The sequence below is a fragment of the Microcoleus sp. S13_C3 genome, assembly GCF_036700905.1.
In the GTDB taxonomy this organism is placed as follows: Bacteria; Cyanobacteriota; Cyanobacteriia; order Cyanobacteriales; family Microcoleaceae; genus Microcoleus.
In genome coordinates, this window is record NZ_JAUBPT010000014.1 from 25,978 (window position 1) to 43,525 (window position 17,548).

Sequence of the window (17,548 nt, forward strand, 5' to 3'; positions counted from 1 at the left end):
TTGACTGTTAACTAATGACTGATGACTAATGCCAACTGACAACTGACAACTGACAACTGACAACTGACTTCTTCATTACCAATTTCTTATGCAAATTCCAGCGATCGATCCGACAAAAACAGCCCTAAATTACCACCACGAGGGCGAAGTAGAAGCACACGGCGTCGAGCATCCCGACCACCGGATGTTAGGGGTAATTGTGTTCCTGTGCGCTGAAGGCATGATATTTTTCGGTATGTTTGCCGCGTATTTGATTTATCGGGCGATGGCCCCCGTGTGGCCTCCTGAAGGTACGCCCGCGCGAGAGTTATTGCTGCCGGGAATTAATACCCTGATTTTGATTTCTAGCAGTTTTGTGATTCACAATGCTGATAGTGCAATCAAAAAGAATGATGCCGCCGGAATGCGGAATTGGTTGCTCGTAACTATTGCTATGGGCGCAGTTTTCTTGGGAGGTCAGGTTTACGAATACACTCATTTAGAGTTTGGCTTGACGACTAATTTGTATGCCAGTTGCTTTTACGTTTTGACTGCTTTTCACGGCTTGCACGTTACGTTTGGAGTGCTGCTGATGGCGGGGGTAGTGTGGCGATCGCGCACGCAAGGTCACTATTCTAGCGAGCACCACTTCGGAATCGAAGCGACTGAGATTTACTGGCACTTTGTCGATGTGATTTGGATTGTTTTGTTTCTGTTACTGTATATTTTGTGATCCCAGAGGCTTTTGGGCCTCTGCCACAAGAGATTTGTATGACCCCCAAGTGGGGGTTTTTTTATTGTTTGGAGAGTGCGATCAACTTTCATATCAAGTCCGGTCGAGCGACCGCGATTTTCGTAGGGGCGGGTTCACCAACAATACCTGCCAATAATTGACAATCTCAAAAACCCGCCCCGACCGGGATATTATGGTTAATCGATCGACTTTCATTCACCTCCTCAAAGCCGATCGCGCTAAACTAAAAGTAGCAATTCTCCTATCCAGCAGCATTGAGAAAATTATGCAGTGCGAATTGTGCGATCGACAAATGGAAGCATTAACCGCCCATCACCTCATCCCCAAACAAAACACTAAGCGGAAAAACGAAGATCCAAGCCCGACAATCGACATTTGCTCAGCCTGTCACCGCCAGATTCACTCTCTATTTGACAACAAACACCTAGCCCAAGAGCTCAACACCCTGGAAAAGCTCAAAAATAACCCTGAACTCCAGAAATTTGTCTCTTGGATTAAGAAACAAAAAACTGACAAACGCATTCAAGTACGCGGCAAAAAAGCTCGATCGTAGGGCCAGAAATTAGGTATATACTCCTGGACGCAGTTACTTTCTGAGGCCCGGTTTCTTCATTAATTTTTCGTTCCCTAACCCAAAATTTTACATAGCAACCCGGTTTGTTTGCGTAAATCCTAGTATAGTGATTTACTTATGCGTAACAAGCGGCCAACAATTATCATGAACCTCACCTCCCTCGAACTCGCAAAAGACCGAGCGCGCATCTTCAAAAACTACCTCCAAATGGAAATAGATGCCCAAGCTAACATCAACAAACTAGCTTTTTTAGACCGGGGCATTGAAAAATCCCCTTACCAACAACACATTAAAAACTATCCCGATTATCTCAAACAGAAACCAGACGGCTTAAAAGTAATTAGCTCTATTCCCGGCCCCAATAATCCCCTCAAACTTACCCCGTTTCCCAGCCTGGGAGAACTACCTCAAATTAACTCTCAAGCTTTAAGTTTCCTCCACGAAGATATCAAACAAGCCTGCGTTTGCATTGGTACTTTTGTAGACGGCAAAATTCAGGCACAGTGGCTGGGAAAAAACGCACTTACCAATGCTGAGCAGTGGAGTGCGACTAAAATTATTGCACTCCTTAATATCGTCAGCCAAGTAAATAGCAAATATCCCGACTGCGACATTGACAACTGCGTTGTTAGAGATGGCAACGGGCTAAGACACGATTTTTACTTTTACGATTTAGCAAAAGACATGATTAGCTATGCCTCAAATATAGGTAGTTCAAACTCCTTAGCTGCGATGTTCAAACGCTTCGATACTCGTATAGGACTAGAGCAATGGATGAAGAGCGCTACTGGCAATAATGACCTAATTTTTCGCGGCGATTACGGCGAAAATCCTTATCACAACAACCCAAAAATCTTCGATCTCACCAAAAAACAAGTGCTGCTAAGTGCCGCATTAAACAGCACCAAACAAAGTAATTCCGTATCTGCTTATGACTTGACTAGGCTAATTTCCATGTTAGGATGGCACTTCCACATCGAACAGCGATCGCGCATGAAAGCATCTCAGTGGAACAGCTTAGAAAGCATTGTCAGAGCAATGGGACATGACAGCGCTCGATATGTGGACGTAGCAATTAAAACTTTGGGGATGGATACTCTCATCACTTCTCCAGTAATTATCTCAAAATTGGGTTACGGACTGAGCGCGATCAGGGGAACCCTAGAAACAGTTTATGTGGCTTTAGTGCGGTTTGTTGACGAGCGGCCAAAAGCGGCGGGAAAGCCGGCAAAACTCAGAACTTTAGCCATGAGTTTGCGGGCAGAAAAACCTGTAGGCGGTTCCAGCAGTGTCGATCGCCTAGCGATCGAACTCGACGCCAGATTTTGCGCCGAAGTCACGGAAATTCTCCGCCGGTTGTTTGCCGAAGAATTTTAAAGGCGGGCGATCGACTAATTAGAAAGTCGGTGAAACTTGCGATAAAGCATCCTCTCCACCGGCTTTCCTCCCCGCAAATGTTGCTCAGTTATTGTAGCAACTTCTTCAGGGCAAACGCCATTGTACCAAACCTCTTCTGGCAGCACCAACACCATCGGCCCGTTGCCGCACTGTCCCAAACAACTGCTAGCAACAACTTCAACTTCTGAGGGCGACAATTGCTGAAAAGCTGCCAGTACCTTTGCTGAATTTTGCTTCCGACAAGTGCGATTTTGGCAAACGAGAACTTGCCTAGAAGATTGGATAATTTTCATATTTTTTAGTTGACAGTCGGCTGAATATATGCTACCTTTTTATCATGGGAATAGGTGTAGCCATATATGCCCAAATTGTAGGAAAGTCGTTAAAAACTTTGGACGGGCTAGAAGCCCATCCCACAACTCATTAAACTTGAATTGCATTCAATCGCTTTGAATTCCTCAAATTATCGTGGGGAGTAGGGGTTGGGCGTCCCGCCCGCCCGAAAAATACAATTTAGATGCGGGACAGCTTAAGACTTCAACGCACCCTACGGTTAATCTGGTGACAAACCTTTGGAAGCCAACCATTGTCGATCGAACAAACGCGACTGATACCGAGCCCCGCCGTCGCAGAGTACCGTAACAATCGTATGTCCAGGCCCCATTTGCTTCGCTAAAGCCACAGCCGCCCCTACATTAATCCCCACAGAACCGCCCATAAACAGCCCTTCTTTCCTCAGCAGTTGGTAAATCACCCGGACAGCTTCAGTATCGTCAATTTGGATGGCGTCGTCTACCGGGGCATTCTCCATATTTGCAGTGACGCGAGTGGTGCCAATTCCCTCAGTAATCGAACTACCTTCAGTCTTAATTTCCCCTGTTTTGAAATAACTGTAAAGCCCGCTGCCCATCGGGTCTGCCAAGACAATTCTCACAGCAGGATTTTTTTCTTTCAAAAACATTCCTACGCCAGCAAAAGTGCCGCCAGTACCAGTAGCTGTTACCCAAGCATCAATTTTCCCGTTTGTTTGTTCCCAAATTTCCGGGCCAGTTGTCTCGTAATGAGCTCGGCGGTTGGCTAAATTGTCAAACTGATTTGCCCAGACTGCATTCTCCATTTCTGCCGCCAATCTTCCCGACAATTTGACATAATTATTCGGGTCTTTGTAAGGGACAGCGGGAACAGTCCGAACTTCAGCGCCCAAGGTTTTCAAAGCATCGATTTTTTCTTGAGATTGGTTATCGGGAATCACAATCATACATTTGTAACCTTTAGCGTTGCAAATGTGGGCCAAACCGATGCCAGTATTGCCCGCAGTGCCTTCAACAACAGTGCCGCCCGGTTTCAGCAAGCCTTTTTCTTCTGCATCTTTGATGATGTATAAAGCAGCCCTATCTTTAACGGAACCGCCGGGATTGAGAAACTCTGCTTTACCGAGAATTTCGCAGCCAGTTTCATCGCTGAAGCTGTTTAAGCGAATTAGTGGTGTGTTGCCGATTGTGCCTACAAAGCCGTTTTTAATATCCATATTTTTTGCGTGTGTGTATCCTATAATTAATTTTTACAATAAGTTGATATTTATTGCTAGCAGTTTTACCAAATCTTGCTCATATTGAGTATAAATCCGGCCAAAACGGGGTCGCCGCTGACTGTCGCGGGATTCTCCAAACATTCCTCTGGTAAACCAGGACGGTAAATATAAACTCTGCGATTTTTGCGGTCAATTAACCAGCCTAACTGCACTCCTGGTTCTCTCATATATTCTTGCATTTTTTCTTGCAATGGCTTTAAGTCCTCAAAATCGGGTCTGAGTTCAACTACAAAGTCAGGGCAAATTGGTGCAAATTTTTCTTGCTGTGCTTTTGATAAAGCATTCCACCTTTCCAGTTTAATCCAAGAAGCGTCAGGCGATCGCACGGAGCCGATCGATAAAATAAATCCTGTACAAGAAGCAAAGGCAATGCCAGTTCCGTCTCCCTTTGTCCAAATTCCCAGTTCTCCAGTTAAAATAGCATTGCGGTTGCTGCTGATGCCCCCAACGAGAGTCAACAATAGTATTTCTCCCCGCTGGTTGCGTTCTATTCGCAAGTTTCGATTGAATTGACAAAACTCAAAAAATTGGTCTTCTGTCATTTGCAACTCTGGCGGCATTCGCAGTATGATCGGAGATGACAGCATTTTGCCTTTCCTCTAATCTCAATTCTCAAACAAAATTGCATAATTTCTCTGTTTGTAGTGAGGACTTCAGTCCTCAAAAATGAGGAGTAAAGAAGGAAGTCCTTACTACAAACAGGGTGGTAAATTAAACCTATTTATTCGGCTGAGGAGTCATCCGCAAATAAGGCTTAATCGGCGTGTAGCCTTTAGGAAATTTCTCTTCCAACTCTTTCGGGTCGGTAATCGAAGGTACGATTACGCAATCGTCGCCATCTTTCCAATCAACCGGAGTCGCAACGCTGTATTTGTCGGTAAGTTGCAAGGAATCAATTACTCGCAAAATCTCATTAAAATTCCGACCAGTGCTCGCCGGATAAGTAATGCTCAAACGCAATTTCTTTTGCGGGTCAATCACAAAAACTGTGCGGATTGTTAAGTTATTCAGCGAGTTGGGATGGATCATGTCGTAAATGTCGGAGACTTTACGATCGCCATCTGCTAAAATCGGATAATTGAGGGTGACATTTTGAGTTTCCTCAATATCTTTAATCCAGCCCATGTGAGAATCCACATCATCGACGCTGAGGGCAATGGTTTTGACACCCCGCTTTTCAAATTCAGACTTTAGACGGGCCACTGCACCGAGTTCTGTGGTACACACTGGAGTATAGTCTTTCGGGTGGGAAAACAACACGACCCAGCTATCGCCAGCCCAGTCGTAGAAATTGATTTCCCCTTCAGAGGAAGCTTGGGTAAAGTTCGGAACTGTATCGCCTAATCGCAGAGTCATAACTGATTTCCTCTAATTTTATTTAAGGACTGTTCCTTATCATGCCATAATTGCCCGGTTTCTCGATCGAGCTGTAAAGGATTCTAAACTTTTTGGTCGATCGATCGGCAATTCCACTACTGTAATGTATGTGTGGCTTATACCGCTGAATTTTCTTCCTATGCTTTACTTTTTGCTTAAGGCAATACAGCCTATTTTAGTCCCGCTGTGTTTTGTGTCCGCCTGGGGCATAGTTTTTTTGCTGTGTTTGAGTGTCGGGCGTACTGTCACCGACTCCCTGCGTCGAGCTCAGCGGATGCACCAAATCCCTTGTGCTAACTGCGTATTTTTCACGGGCGACTACCACCTCAAGTGTCCCGTTCAGCCTACTATAGCTTTATCTGAAGATGCGATCGACTGTCCTGATTATCGAGGGCATTCGGGAATTTACGGTTAAAAAATCCGGCCGCTACTTTACATATTTCTTAACATCTCTGGCTCTTTCAATTAAACTTAAGTTGTGGTAAAGAGATTTTCAGGAGAGGGGAAAGAATGCTAATTCAAAAGCTAAATGCCTGCGATGAGTTTATTGCTGGCGACGGTACTCAACTGCGAGAATTGCTGCATCCAGACAAACAAGCTGTGGATTTGCGTTACAGTTTAGCCCACGCCGCTTTGCCACCGGGACAAACTTCTGCGCTGCACTCCCTGACAACTTCTGAAGTTTACTACATCCTCAGCGGTCTTGGGGAGATGCACATCGACGACGAAAATCAATTCGTGGAAGCCGGAGATGCAGTTTACATTCCGCCAAACGCCAAGCAGTTTATTTACAACTGTGGCACAGAGCCGCTAATATTTATTTGTATCGTCGATCCCGCGTGGCGGAAGGAAGACGAAACAATTTTCGACTAATTTTCTAGTGTTTCTCCTTTTATGCTCGTTACCCGGCTCTGCCCGGTAACGCATATCTAGAGGCTCTGCCTCTACTGAAAAAAACATCACAAACCGAAAATTTCTTTTAATAACAACTTTAACAACAACAGCACCCAGCCATATGTACCGAGTGATTTCCTCTTTTTTCAACTTCGATGCGGAGTTGCAATAATCCTCGGATTCAGTTGCATTGCTCCCCTCTCATTAGTTGAGGAAGTATCAGCTTTGTTGGTGGGTGCTGCTATTGGTTTTTAATGAGACAGATGTGAGATTAGACAGCGTTTTACTCCTTAGATTCTATTGTGAACTTCGCTGCGGTATCTAGATGTGGTATCTGTCAGAGAAGCTTTTTGTTCGCTTCATATTATTAATTTAGCACCTTCTTCTAGAAGTGCAAGTACCTGCAACTAAACTTTACAACTTTAGAAGTAACCACGGAGAATTATGAAGTTAAATTAAGCATTGAGCTTTCTAGCTGCTCAGCTAAAATAGTAGAGTTCGGCTGTGCTTGCTGCTGCGAGAAACGGCATAATATCTGTATGAAAACAACCAAACTCATCAAACTATGCGCCTTGTCGCTGAGTATCTTTCTGCAGTGCAGCAGTGCAGTGACAGCCCAAACGACGGCGAACCCTCAACCTGGGCAGACTTACACTAACCAAGAGATTCTGCAACAGTTGGTAAAGGCAAAAGTCGTGTATCTGGGAGAAACCCACGATAGCGCGGAAGACCACCAAGCTCAACTAAAGATTATCCGAGAAATGCAGCGGCAAAATCGGAAAATTGCGATCGCGATGGAAATGTTTCAGCGTCCCTTTCAAAGTGCGATCGACAACTACTTAGCAGGTAAACTGACTGAAGAGCAATTAGTCGAGCAAACAGAGTACGATCGCAGATGGCGTTTTCCCTGGGAATCTTACGCCCCCATTTTGCGGTTTGCCAAAGAAAATCAACTACCTGTCCTTGCCTTAAATACACCATCCGAAGTAACGAGAAAAGTTGCCCGTCAAGGTTTAGAAAGCCTCACAGCAGAGGAAAAAAAGCACATTCCGCCAATATCCGAAATTCGCACCGACAACGCCGAATATCGGCAACTGCTGCTAGAAGTTTACCAGCAACACCAAAAGGCAGAACAGGGAAATAGTACGGCTTTTGAAAGATTCTTGCAAGCCCAAGTTTTGTGGGACGAAACTATGGCGGAAAAAATAGCTGAATTTGTCAAAGCAAACCCCGACTATCAAGTTGTGGTGTTGGCGGGGAAAGGACACATTATTTACGGTTACGGCATTCCCAGTCGCGTCGAGAGGCGTTTGGGAGTCGGGAAGGTAAAAATGCGATCGGTTTTACTCAATTCCAGCGACAATCCTGTTTTGTCGGCAGATAAACCCATTGCTGACTTTGTTTGGAAGCATTGATTTGATATGATCTCAAAAATATAACCCACTCAGCCAGAGCGAGAACCAAATCGTGAAAGTCAAGCGTCTAAAAATGAACTCATTCCGAGGCATCAGCGATTTGACCCTGGAGTTTGATAAAGATGAGCCGACTGTGTTCATCGGTATCAACGGTGTGGGGAAGTCCAGCATACTTGAGTGTTTGGCTATTCTTCTCTCCTGGCTGACAAAGCGAATTCAAACTCCCAATAGTTCTGGACGTTTTTTCCACGAAGATGATATCAAAAAAGGATGCAAAGAAACTCACAGCGAAATTACAATTTCAATCAATGACTGGCCGGAAGTGGTATGGTCTTTAACCAAGGTCAGTAAAGGGCGAAGCAAGGATACTAGCAGCAACCTTGGGGACTTAAAAAGAGTTGTCGATCGCCTACACAGTGAGTTAGATGCTAATTCTTACGCAGCATTGCCTCTGGCTGTTTACTACCCAACTAACCGTGCCGTACTTGATATTCCTTTGAAGATTAGGACGAAACATTCGTTTGAGCAGATAACTGCTTATGACGAGGTTCTCACGGGAGGACAAATCGATTTTAGGCGCTTTTTTGAATGGTTTAGAGAGCGGGAAGATTTAGAAAACGAATTACGGCTCAATAATACTAATGAGTATCGCGATCGCGAACTAGAAGCAGTCAGATATGCGATCGAGAACTTACTAGACGGGTTTTCAAATTTACGGGTTAGGCGATCGCCTTTGCGAATGACTGCAGACAAACAAGGCGATGAACTGATCGTCAATCAACTATCCGATGGTGAAAAATGCTTGTTAGCACTAGCAGGAGATTTAGCAAGGCGTTTGGCGATCGCAAATCCGAATCCAGATTGCAATCCGCTTGAGGGTTCCGGCGTTGTTTTGATTGACGAGATTGAGCTCCACTTGCACCCAAAATGGCAACGGGCGATTATTCCGAATCTGAAAAAAACCTTCCCAAATTGCCAGTTTATAATTACGACTCATTCGCCACAGGTAATCAGCGATCTCAAATGGGTTCATCTTTTGAGGTCAACATCTGAAGGAATTGCGATCGATCGAGTACCCTCCTTTGGGAAAGATAGCAATCGGATTCTAGAAACGCTTATGGGAACTCCCGAACGTCCGCAGCAAATTATAGAATCTTTACGTGAATTGTTTCGCTTTATAGACAATGGCGAACTCGGAAATGCACGGCAATTGCGCCAAGAATTAGCACACCGAATGGGAGAAGAAGATCCTGAATTTGTGAGAGCAGATTGGCTAATTCAACGCAAGGAAATTCTCACTAAATGAAATATATTCAAAAGGGGAAAGAACCTCAAAAATTTTCCGACTGGAAGGCTATACAGAAGTCTCTCGGTGTCAACTATGATTACAAATATCTTTCCAACCCTGAGAAAAAAGCGGTACACATTTCTTTGCTAAGTGAACAAGGCTATATTTGCTGCTACTGCTGTATGAGAGTTGAGCAAAGCAATAGCCATATTGAACATCTAGCCCCCCAGAGCAAGACTGATTCCGAATTATCTCTTGATTACACAAATATGCTAAGCTCTTGTGGCAGATATCCAAATTGGCCAGAGTATTGTGGCAATAAGAAGCAGAATTTTGCGATCGGGGTTTCGCCACTACAAGCCAACTGTGAAGAATTTTTTAATTACTCTAGCATTGGTGAGATACTGCCAACTGCAAATAATTTAGCTCATCAAAAAGAGGCTCAAAGAACCATTGAAGTTTTGGGACTCAATCATTTTGACTTAACAGAGGGACGAAAGCAAGCATTTGAAGCACTGGAAGGAATAACACAGGAAGAGGCAGAATTATTAGCTCAAGTTTGTCAACAAATGAATGCACAAGGGCAATACCAGCCTTTTTGTAATGCAGTTTTGTATTTTCTCAAAGATTTATTTGGTGTTTCTTAAGTTTAATGTTACCCAAAGATTGCGCGATCGACGATCGGACTTAATATAAACTTGACCCCACCGCATCACCCGATCGCAGATTGCAGAAACTCGATGCACCAAGGCACACTTTACATATCGGTCATCGGTCGGTTATATTTACTACAAACCGCGCGCCCGGTGTGGGAGACTCCTCAGTCAATCGATTTTAGATTTTAGATTTTAGATTTTAGATTGAAGCATTGGCCCCACGGATAAATACGTTCGGCAAGTTTCATCGGATACAGGTTTTTTATTTCTGGGTCCTGAGTCTGCGAAGGAATGAATCACGTGGCGGGTATCCTGGATGCTTTCAGTCACGTCGGCCCGGTTTTTTATTGGTGACTATTTATTTAACTAATATATGTTAAGGCAAGAGACAGCGATCGCCTTCCTTTGCTAAAATATAGCTTGGAAATGTCAAGATTATCTTGTCAAAATATCAGGAAATACCGTGAACAATAGACCAAAAATACTTGCATTTGCCGGGAGTACCCGCGAAGCATCCTACAACAAACTGCTGGTAAAAGTTGCGGCGGCTGGGGCTACGGCGGCGGGCGCAGAAGTTACTTATGTAGATTTGCGCGATTTGCCGATGCCGCTATTTGACGAAGATTTGGAAGCAAAAGAGGGAGTGCCAGAAAATGCCCGTAAATTCAAGGAATTAATGGTAGCGCATGACGGGTTTTTGATAGCTTCCCCTGAGTATAACAGTTCAGTTACGCCTGTGTTGAAAAATGCGATCGATTGGGTATCGCGCCCAGCACCCGGTGAACCGGGATTGGTGGCATTTACTGGCAAAGTAGCGGTAATTATGAGTGCTTCCCCAGGCGGAATGGGGGGTTTGCGAGGATTGGTTCATTTGCGATCGATCCTGGGGAATATTAACGTATTGGTGCTCCCGGATCAGAAAGCAATTCCCCAAGCTTTTGAAGCATTTAATACTGACGGTACGATGAAAGATCCCAAACAGCAGGACGCTGTTGAGAATCTAGGTGCTAAGTTGTCTAATGTGCTGTCGAAATTAATCGCATGAGGCAATAAATTCATTTTGCAGTAGGGATACAGCAATGTTGTGTCCCTATCCTAGTATCTGTTATTTCGCTGGCTGCATCAAGTGCGATTCATAGAATAAAAGCCTTGAAACGGCATTGTTAAAATGCCCAATATCCGACTAATTTCATTAACAAAAAAGTCTCGCTTGTCAATAAAAATTGTGCTGTTACTCAATTTAAGAAACTTCCAATCAGTACCCGTAGTAACAGCCCCATAAATAATTTCAATTTGCTCTCCGCTGCGCTGATTAAATAATTGGGCGGCTACCATTTCTGCAATACACTGGCCTAAACCGGATTTAATACTTTCATTCTTAGCCTCTGTGAGAGTAATTACGGGGGCGCGAATTTCATAGGAATCCTTCGATGCAGTGAGAATATAATCGCAATACCCGTTTAAGCCCGCTTCTACATCTACATTGAATTCAGAACCAGAGAAAAAACCAACTTGAAAATTAAATTGTCGCCTGACTTCCAATAATATTGGAGCAATAATTAATTCAGCGCGAGCCTTTTCTGTATTAATTGCAGTAGCTAAAGACAGGTTTTCAGTTAAAGTAGTTTGCAAATAAGAACTTGGCTGCACCTCTGCGATATCACTAAACAAATCTAAAGGTTCTTCTACGGTTAAATTAAAAGATTCTCTAACTTTCGCTAAAGTTGTAAAGTCGCTGTATGCCACAGGCTAACCTCCTTGCTCGATTTTGGCGATTGCATTCTCAAATTGCTACAATTATAATTGATTGGCTGTTATTCTCACCCCCAAATTAACATGACATTCACCGGAGATCCCGACTCAGCACCTGCTTTGCCGACAGCCGCAGAAGCAGCGGTTGCCAAAACCAGCAGCCGCGCTTTAGAATCGCACTTGCAAAATCATCCGTCTGGCGAATCCCTCAAATTGATATTAAACGAAAAAGAGGGAAAGACAATTGACATACCTGCAGCAGCATTGCCACTGCTGTTAGCGATTTTACAACAGACAAGCAGCGGCAATACTGTCAAGCTGATTCCAATTACTGAGGAACTCGATATCTGGCAGGTTGAGGCCATACTGAATGTCTCCCGCGAGTATGTGTGGCAGTTATTAGATTCGGGCGAAATTCCTTACAAAATGGTACGCACCTGTCGCCGGATACGTTATGAAGATGTAATGAAATATAAAAAGCAGGATTATGACAAAAGAAGTAAATTGCTTGACGAACTTGTCGCAGAATCAGAAGCACTCGGTTTGTACGACTAACTCATGGAAATTGTAAAAGTTGTCTGCGATGCTAATGTTTTGTATTCAGCCGCACTCCGCGATTTTCTGATGGAATTAGCCGTGGGTGATGTGTTTGAGCCGAGGTGGACAGAAGAGATTCACGGCGAATGGATAAGAAACGTGCTTCTGAACAATCCAAATCTCACATTAGAACGGCTTGCCAGAACCAAAAATCTGATGAATGCAAGCATTAAAAATTGTGTGGTGACTGGCTACGAGCCAATTATACCAGATTTGGAACTTCCAGATCCGGGCGATCGGCACGTTCTAGCAGCAGCAATTCATTCTCGCGCGGATTTTATCGTTACTTTCAATCTCAGGGATTTTCCTACTGAGAATCTCAAACAATATAATATTGAACCGCTGCACCCAGATGACTTTATCCTACGCTTTCTCAACTTAAAGTTTGAAGGTGTATGCAAAGCAGCCGAGAAACAAAGAATCAGGCTCAAAAATCCGCCAAAAACGCCTGACGAGTATTTACAGACGCTGGTAGAATTGGGACTGCCACTGTCAGCACATCGGATGCGAGAATTGTGCTATCGAGATTAGTTCGATCGCAAACCGCAGAGTTTTCCGAGTTTCTTCCCAGGTTTATTCTTGTATCTTCCCCCAGGCTAACTCTTCGACCTAGCCAATATACCGCTCATCTACTTTTTCCAAGACCGCAGTAAACGTATTTTCCATTATGCCTCTACTTGAAAACGGGTATAATTTTATTTCCTAGAGATAATAGCTCGTGAAAACATTACCACAAATTGTACCGAAACCGCATCACCCGATCGACGTAAAATAAAACCACCCGATCGCAGATTGCCAGAAATAGACAAGAGTAGGCATACTTGAACTATCGGTCATCGGTCGGTATATTTCTTCCAAACAGCACGGCAGGCGTGGGAGACTCCTCCGTTACGCCTGCCCTGCAGTTTTATTTAATAATTGTTCGATTTCCTACGGCATAGCTTCGCTTCACCTAAATTACCCCATTTTTTTCTTCTTCCAAGCCTCGACAAACGGCAAAAACACCGACACCAACTCCTGCCGATTCATCACCAAAGTCGGATAAGAAACTCTCCCGTAATTCTTCCCCACTTCCAGCGGAAAAATCCCCTGGGATTCCAGCGGCAACCAAACTGCACCAGCAGCCTTCACAATTACCCAACTCCCCGCAATATCCCAAATTTTCGGAGTCGCTTCCACCCCTCCCATAGCCACACCCGAAGCCACCGTCAAAAAATTGTAACTAGCCATGCCCAACATCCGAATTTTACTCGGAAGATGAGGCCCGATTCCCACACTCCGGGAACACAAATTAAAAATATGATTTCCGCTCATTTTATCAGCAGTGGGACAAATCGGTCGATTGTTCAAAAACGCACCTTGAGGCATATTTGCCAATACGTTGTGGCCCGCCAAATCCCCTGCATAAAAACCGTGAAAAAACTGATTCACCGGCGGCAAATGCACGCAGCCAAAAACCGGAGTTCCGCGATACAATAAGCCCAAAGAAATCCCCCAAATCGGAATTCCCCTAGCAAAATTAGTTGTAGCATCCAAAGGATCGACAACCCAACACCATTCATTATCTGGGAAAACGTGTTCTCCTTCCTCACTCAAAATCCCGTGACTGGGAAAAGCAGATGAGATCGCACTTCTAATCTCCGCATCCGCCCAATTATCAGACTGCGTAACCAAACTCCCATCATCCTTCTCATCTGCTTGTGCAGAACCGAAATCTTTCAAAAACTGCTCGCCGACTGTCTTGACAGTAGTCTGAGAAAAACTTAAAATAGAATCCCAAAAATCTTTCATTTGTATTTTGTTTGTACGATAAGACGGCGGTTGAAACCAGGTCTACAAAAACTAAGACGGCGGTTGAAACCGCGTCTACAAAAATTAAGACGGCGGTTGAAACCGCGTCTACAAAAACGAAGTCCGCCTCCGCGGACTGAAGATAAATTTCTTCCACCCGCGGAGGCGGGTTTTGTCTGTATAGACGCGGTTTCAACCGCCCGGTCTTCTTCTATCAGTCTAATTCATTTTCAAGAATAGTTGCGATCGCACTTTTAGCATTATCCTGAAACTCCCCAACATCCACCCTACCCAACAGCCAAACAGCCAGAATCATACCCACCGCCGGCACAGCAAAAACCAACCCATAAGCCAACATCGGCACCCCAAACAAACTTCTGCCCAAATCCAAAATAGCACCGCCACTAATCGTCGCCACACCCCGCGCCATCGCCTGCGACAAACCCCAAGCGCCAATAAAAGTCCCAGCAGTTTCTGCAGCAGTCAAATCCAACATCAAACTCAGCGCACCCGTCGTAGTAATACCCGAAGCAAAACCAAAAAACATTAAAGCCGACTTAAACACAATTGGATTTCCTGTGAATCCCGATGCAATAATTAAACCCAAACAAGCAGCAACCGACAAACAGCCCAACCTAATCGTATTTTGCTTGCCAATGCGCGGCACAATTAAAAAACCAGTGGCGCTCAAACCGATCAGAGTACCAGTACCATAAATAGCATTTAAGCGAGTAGTTTCCGAAATCGGCATCTTAAAAATTTCGCCGCCGTAAGGTTCCAAAACCGCATCCTGCATAAACAAACAAATTGTCATAATCAGCAGGAAAGTAAAAAACAAACCGGTTTGGCGGCTAGCAGTCAAAATCCGCAGCGCACTTCCCAGAGTAATTTTATCTTCTCGATTCACTGCGGACGATCGAACCCCGTACCGCGAATACTTTTTCTCAACGCCAAAAGTTGCAATCCCCACCAACAGCAAAACCAGCGCCGGCACCTTCACAAACAAACCGTTAATCGAAGCCTGCAACACTTCCCGTGGCACATCCCCATCAATTTGCTTCAGCAAACCGCTGCTAACAATCGCCCCGATAATAATACCAACCATCAGCATCGACCACACCACACCAATCAACTTCGATCGATCCTCCTCATCGGAAACATCCACCAACAAAGCAGCAAAAGGAGTCGAACTCGAACAAATAGCAATACCGTAAAGTGCAAAAATCAAACCCAACAAACCCACCCAACCGTAAGTAGGAGTCGTCCACCCCACAGCCTCCAAACTGCTACCCAAGCGCCACATCACCTGCACCGCTAAAAAAGCAGAAATCACAAACAAAACCCCGCCCATCCACACATAACCCGTGCGGTGATGGCCAAACAAAGGCTTAGCATCAGACATTTGCCCGAACCACACCCTAGCCGGGGCGACAAACTGGTGCATAGCCAGCGTACCAGCCACCACAGTAGCCGGAATCGCCAACTCTTTAATCATGACGCGATTGAGCACCCCCAGGGTCAAAATCGACATCATGCCCAATCCCATCTGAAACAAACCCAACCGGAACATAGTCAGCAGGGTAACTCTCTTGATAGCAGGAGTCGCGGAATCTGTTAATCTTGAATCTGGTAAACGGTCGATCGACATAACTATTGAAATAAACAGAGCATTTGCACTTATAGTAACTGAGATATCGCCACCAGCCGCCTTTCCTCCCCCGGCTAGAAGCTCGATCGCGATTATTCGTATAAATTCATATAAAAATAAAGAGAATCAATAACTGTGGATTTACCAACCGTGACAACCATTACCCTAGGACAAAATGGCCCAGCCGTCATTCCCCTGTGCGTCGGAACTTGGGCTTGGGGCGACAAACTATTTTGGAACTACGGCAGCAACTACGGCGCCGCCGAAGTCGAAGCAGCATTCAAAACATCCCTAGACAGCGGAGTCAACTTCTTCGACACAGCCGAAGTCTACGGTAACGGCTTGTCAGAAGAATTGCTGGGGCAGTTTATCAAAAAAACCAGCCAACCCGTGCAAATAGCCACCAAATTCGGCCCCGTACCTTGGCGGATTACAGGAAAATCAGTTTCCGAAGCCTTAAGTGCCAGCTTAAAACGCTTGCAAGTCGAACAAATAGCCCTCTACCAAGTGCACTGGCCATTCACTTTTTTACTCAGTCAAGAAACCCTGATGAACGCCTTAGCCGATGAAGTAAAACAAGGCAGAATTCAAGCAGTAGGAGTCAGCAACTATTCAGTAGAACAGATGCGCCAAGCCCACAAAATACTAGCAGCAAGAGGCGTTCCCCTAGCAACAAATCAAGTCCGGTACTCCTTGCTGTCGCGGCAAGTAGAAAAACAAGGAATTGTGAGTGCAGCCCGCGAATTGGGAGTAACAATTTTAGCGTACAGCCCCTTAGCCCAAGGATTGCTCACCGACAAATACACAGCCCAAGAACCACCTACAGGAGCCCGCAAAATGGACTCCCGCTTCAGCAAAAGTGGCCTCGAAAAAATTGAATTAGTTATGTCTACCCTGCGGAAAATGGGCAGAAAGCGCGATCGCACGCCCGCCCAAGTTGCCCTAAACTGGTTGATATGCCAAAACGGAATCATTCCCATTCCCGGCGCCAAAACAGCAAAACAAGCCCAAGAAAATGCAGGCGCTTTAGGCTGGACTTTAAGCGAAGATGAAGTCAACCAACTAGAACTAATGACTCGTCCCTGGCTAGAATAAATTTGTTAATTGTTGACTGTTCACTGTTGACTGTTCGCTGTTCCCCGTAGGTTGGGTTTTACTTCAGTCTACCCAACCTAAAGTTCACTTTCTTCTCACCTCTTCCTTCTTCCTTGCATCCGTTACATCCGTTACAAAATCCGTTGCCGAACTTTGTCTTACTATGAAAATCTTAACTGACTGGGGCTTCACGCGCGAAGGCTGGCGCAACAACAGCCGCGGCGAATATTTAGTTTTGCTTCAAGGAGGATTGCTCACAGGATTTGTAATCTTACCAGTTTATCAACTGCCAGGATTAAAAATTCAATCAACCCACTTACTTTATATTATCTGGTTTAGGGCCAGTATTCTAGGCTTAACCGGATTAATTTTAATCATCAAAGGATTAATAGACTTAGGAAAAAACCTCACACCTTTACCATATCCCAGAGAAGACGGAGAATTAGTCCAAACAGGCATTTACGGAATAGTGCGGCATCCATTATACAGCGGCTTAATTTTAGCAGCCCTCGGCTGGACACTTTTTCAAATGAGCATATCCCACTTAATAGCCAGCGCACTATTAATAATACTTTTCGAGATCAAAGCCAACCGAGAAGAAACCTGGTTAACCCAAAAATATCCAGACTATTCAGAGTACCGCCAAAAAGTCAAAAAACTAATTCCCGGAATCTATTAACAGTTCGATCTAAAAACCTCGCTGTCAACAGTCAACAGTCAACAGTCAACAGTCAACAGT

General features: G+C 44.7%; 20 protein-coding genes. 13 read left to right on the plus strand and 7 right to left on the minus strand.

Annotation, left to right across the window (positions count from 1 at the left end; genetic code table 11):
* The first annotated feature begins 88 nt into the window (after nt 1–88).
* From QUA16_RS06245 to QUA16_RS06255, 3 genes are all read left to right on the plus strand, one after another.
* Nucleotides 89–712, plus strand: coding sequence for a heme-copper oxidase subunit III (locus tag QUA16_RS06245; protein ID WP_333102329.1), 624 nt, complete (start codon nt 89–91; stop codon nt 710–712).
* A 193-nt stretch (nt 713–905) separates the two neighbouring features.
* Complete coding sequence (locus tag QUA16_RS06250) at nt 906–1,286, plus strand: HNH endonuclease (protein WP_333102328.1); 381 nt, start codon at nt 906–908, stop codon at nt 1,284–1,286.
* 138 nt (nt 1,287–1,424) lie between these two features.
* Nucleotides 1,425–2,684 carry a hypothetical protein gene (locus tag QUA16_RS06255; protein WP_333102327.1) on the plus strand — a complete coding sequence of 420 codons (1,260 nt, stop codon included), beginning with the start codon at nt 1,425–1,427 and terminating at the stop codon, nt 2,682–2,684.
* Between the two features lie 14 nt (nt 2,685–2,698).
* On the opposite strand, the gene QUA16_RS06260 is transcribed toward QUA16_RS06255, so the two are convergent.
* The 4 genes from QUA16_RS06260 to QUA16_RS06275 form a co-directional block, all read right to left on the minus strand.
* Nucleotides 2,699–2,998: a (2Fe-2S) ferredoxin domain-containing protein gene (locus tag QUA16_RS06260; protein WP_333102326.1), complete on the minus strand. Its 300-nt coding sequence runs from the start codon at nt 2,996–2,998 to the stop codon at nt 2,699–2,701.
* 260 nt (nt 2,999–3,258) lie between these two features.
* On the minus strand, nt 3,259–4,233 hold the full coding sequence (locus QUA16_RS06265) for a cysteine synthase A (protein ID WP_333102325.1): 975 nt from the start codon (nt 4,231–4,233) through the stop codon (nt 3,259–3,261).
* Nucleotides 4,234–4,298: 65 nt separating this feature from the next.
* Nucleotides 4,299–4,883, minus strand: a complete 585-nt coding sequence (locus QUA16_RS06270; protein ID WP_333102324.1) for a Uma2 family endonuclease — start codon at nt 4,881–4,883, stop codon at nt 4,299–4,301.
* Between the two features lie 130 nt (nt 4,884–5,013).
* On the minus strand, nt 5,014–5,652 hold the full coding sequence (locus QUA16_RS06275; protein WP_190661218.1) for a peroxiredoxin: 639 nt from the start codon (nt 5,650–5,652) through the stop codon (nt 5,014–5,016).
* 160 nt (nt 5,653–5,812) lie between these two features.
* On the opposite strand from QUA16_RS06275, the gene QUA16_RS06280 reads away from it, so the two are divergent.
* The 6 genes from QUA16_RS06280 (at nt 5,813) to QUA16_RS06305 (ending at nt 10,971) form a co-directional block, all read left to right on the plus strand.
* Nucleotides 5,813–6,088, plus strand: coding sequence for a hypothetical protein (locus QUA16_RS06280; RefSeq protein WP_190733064.1), 276 nt, complete (start codon nt 5,813–5,815; stop codon nt 6,086–6,088).
* 95 nt (nt 6,089–6,183) lie between these two features.
* Complete coding sequence (locus QUA16_RS06285; RefSeq protein WP_333102323.1) at nt 6,184–6,546, plus strand: cupin domain-containing protein; 363 nt, start codon at nt 6,184–6,186, stop codon at nt 6,544–6,546.
* A gap of 560 nt (nt 6,547–7,106) precedes the next feature.
* The gene (locus tag QUA16_RS06290; protein WP_333102322.1) at nt 7,107–7,982 is read left to right on the plus strand and encodes a ChaN family lipoprotein; all 876 of its coding nucleotides are present in this window, start codon (nt 7,107–7,109) and stop codon (nt 7,980–7,982) included.
* A 52-nt stretch (nt 7,983–8,034) separates the two neighbouring features.
* Nucleotides 8,035–9,288 carry an AAA family ATPase gene (locus QUA16_RS06295; RefSeq protein WP_333102320.1) on the plus strand — a complete coding sequence of 418 codons (1,254 nt, stop codon included), beginning with the start codon at nt 8,035–8,037 and terminating at the stop codon, nt 9,286–9,288.
* Nucleotides 9,285–9,917, plus strand: a complete 633-nt coding sequence (locus tag QUA16_RS06300; protein ID WP_333102318.1) for a retron system putative HNH endonuclease — start codon at nt 9,285–9,287, stop codon at nt 9,915–9,917. The genes QUA16_RS06295 and QUA16_RS06300 overlap by 4 nt, the downstream gene beginning before the upstream one ends.
* A 472-nt stretch (nt 9,918–10,389) precedes the next feature.
* Entirely contained in the window at nt 10,390–10,971 is a 582-nt protein-coding gene (locus tag QUA16_RS06305) for an NAD(P)H-dependent oxidoreductase (protein ID WP_333102317.1), read from the plus strand.
* 77 nt (nt 10,972–11,048) lie between these two features.
* Here the strand turns inward: QUA16_RS06305 and QUA16_RS06310 are convergent, their stop codons facing one another.
* Entirely contained in the window at nt 11,049–11,672 is a 624-nt protein-coding gene (locus tag QUA16_RS06310; protein ID WP_333102316.1) for a hypothetical protein, read from the minus strand.
* Nucleotides 11,673–11,762: 90 nt separating this feature from the next.
* On the opposite strand from QUA16_RS06310, the gene QUA16_RS06315 reads away from it, so the two are divergent.
* Nucleotides 11,763–12,233: an excisionase family DNA-binding protein gene (locus tag QUA16_RS06315; protein WP_333102315.1), complete on the plus strand. Its 471-nt coding sequence runs from the start codon at nt 11,763–11,765 to the stop codon at nt 12,231–12,233.
* 3 nt (nt 12,234–12,236) lie between these two features.
* A complete protein-coding gene (locus tag QUA16_RS06320) occupies nt 12,237–12,806 on the plus strand; it encodes a PIN domain-containing protein (RefSeq protein WP_333102314.1) in 570 nt (189 codons plus the stop codon).
* Nucleotides 12,807–13,232: 426 nt separating this feature from the next.
* Here the strand turns inward: QUA16_RS06320 and QUA16_RS06325 are convergent, their stop codons facing one another.
* A complete protein-coding gene (locus QUA16_RS06325; protein WP_333102313.1) occupies nt 13,233–14,066 on the minus strand; it encodes an inositol monophosphatase family protein in 834 nt (277 codons plus the stop codon).
* 214 nt (nt 14,067–14,280) lie between these two features.
* Nucleotides 14,281–15,714 carry a BCD family MFS transporter gene (locus tag QUA16_RS06330; RefSeq protein WP_333102312.1) on the minus strand — a complete coding sequence of 478 codons (1,434 nt, stop codon included), beginning with the start codon at nt 15,712–15,714 and terminating at the stop codon, nt 14,281–14,283.
* Between the two features lie 150 nt (nt 15,715–15,864).
* Between QUA16_RS06330 and QUA16_RS06335 the strand changes: the two genes are divergently transcribed.
* A complete protein-coding gene (locus QUA16_RS06335) occupies nt 15,865–16,809 on the plus strand; it encodes an aldo/keto reductase (RefSeq protein WP_333102355.1) in 945 nt (314 codons plus the stop codon).
* Between the two features lie 163 nt (nt 16,810–16,972).
* Entirely contained in the window at nt 16,973–17,488 is a 516-nt protein-coding gene (locus QUA16_RS06340) for an isoprenylcysteine carboxylmethyltransferase family protein (protein WP_333102311.1), read from the plus strand.
* Nucleotides 17,489–17,548: the final 60 nt, after the last annotated feature.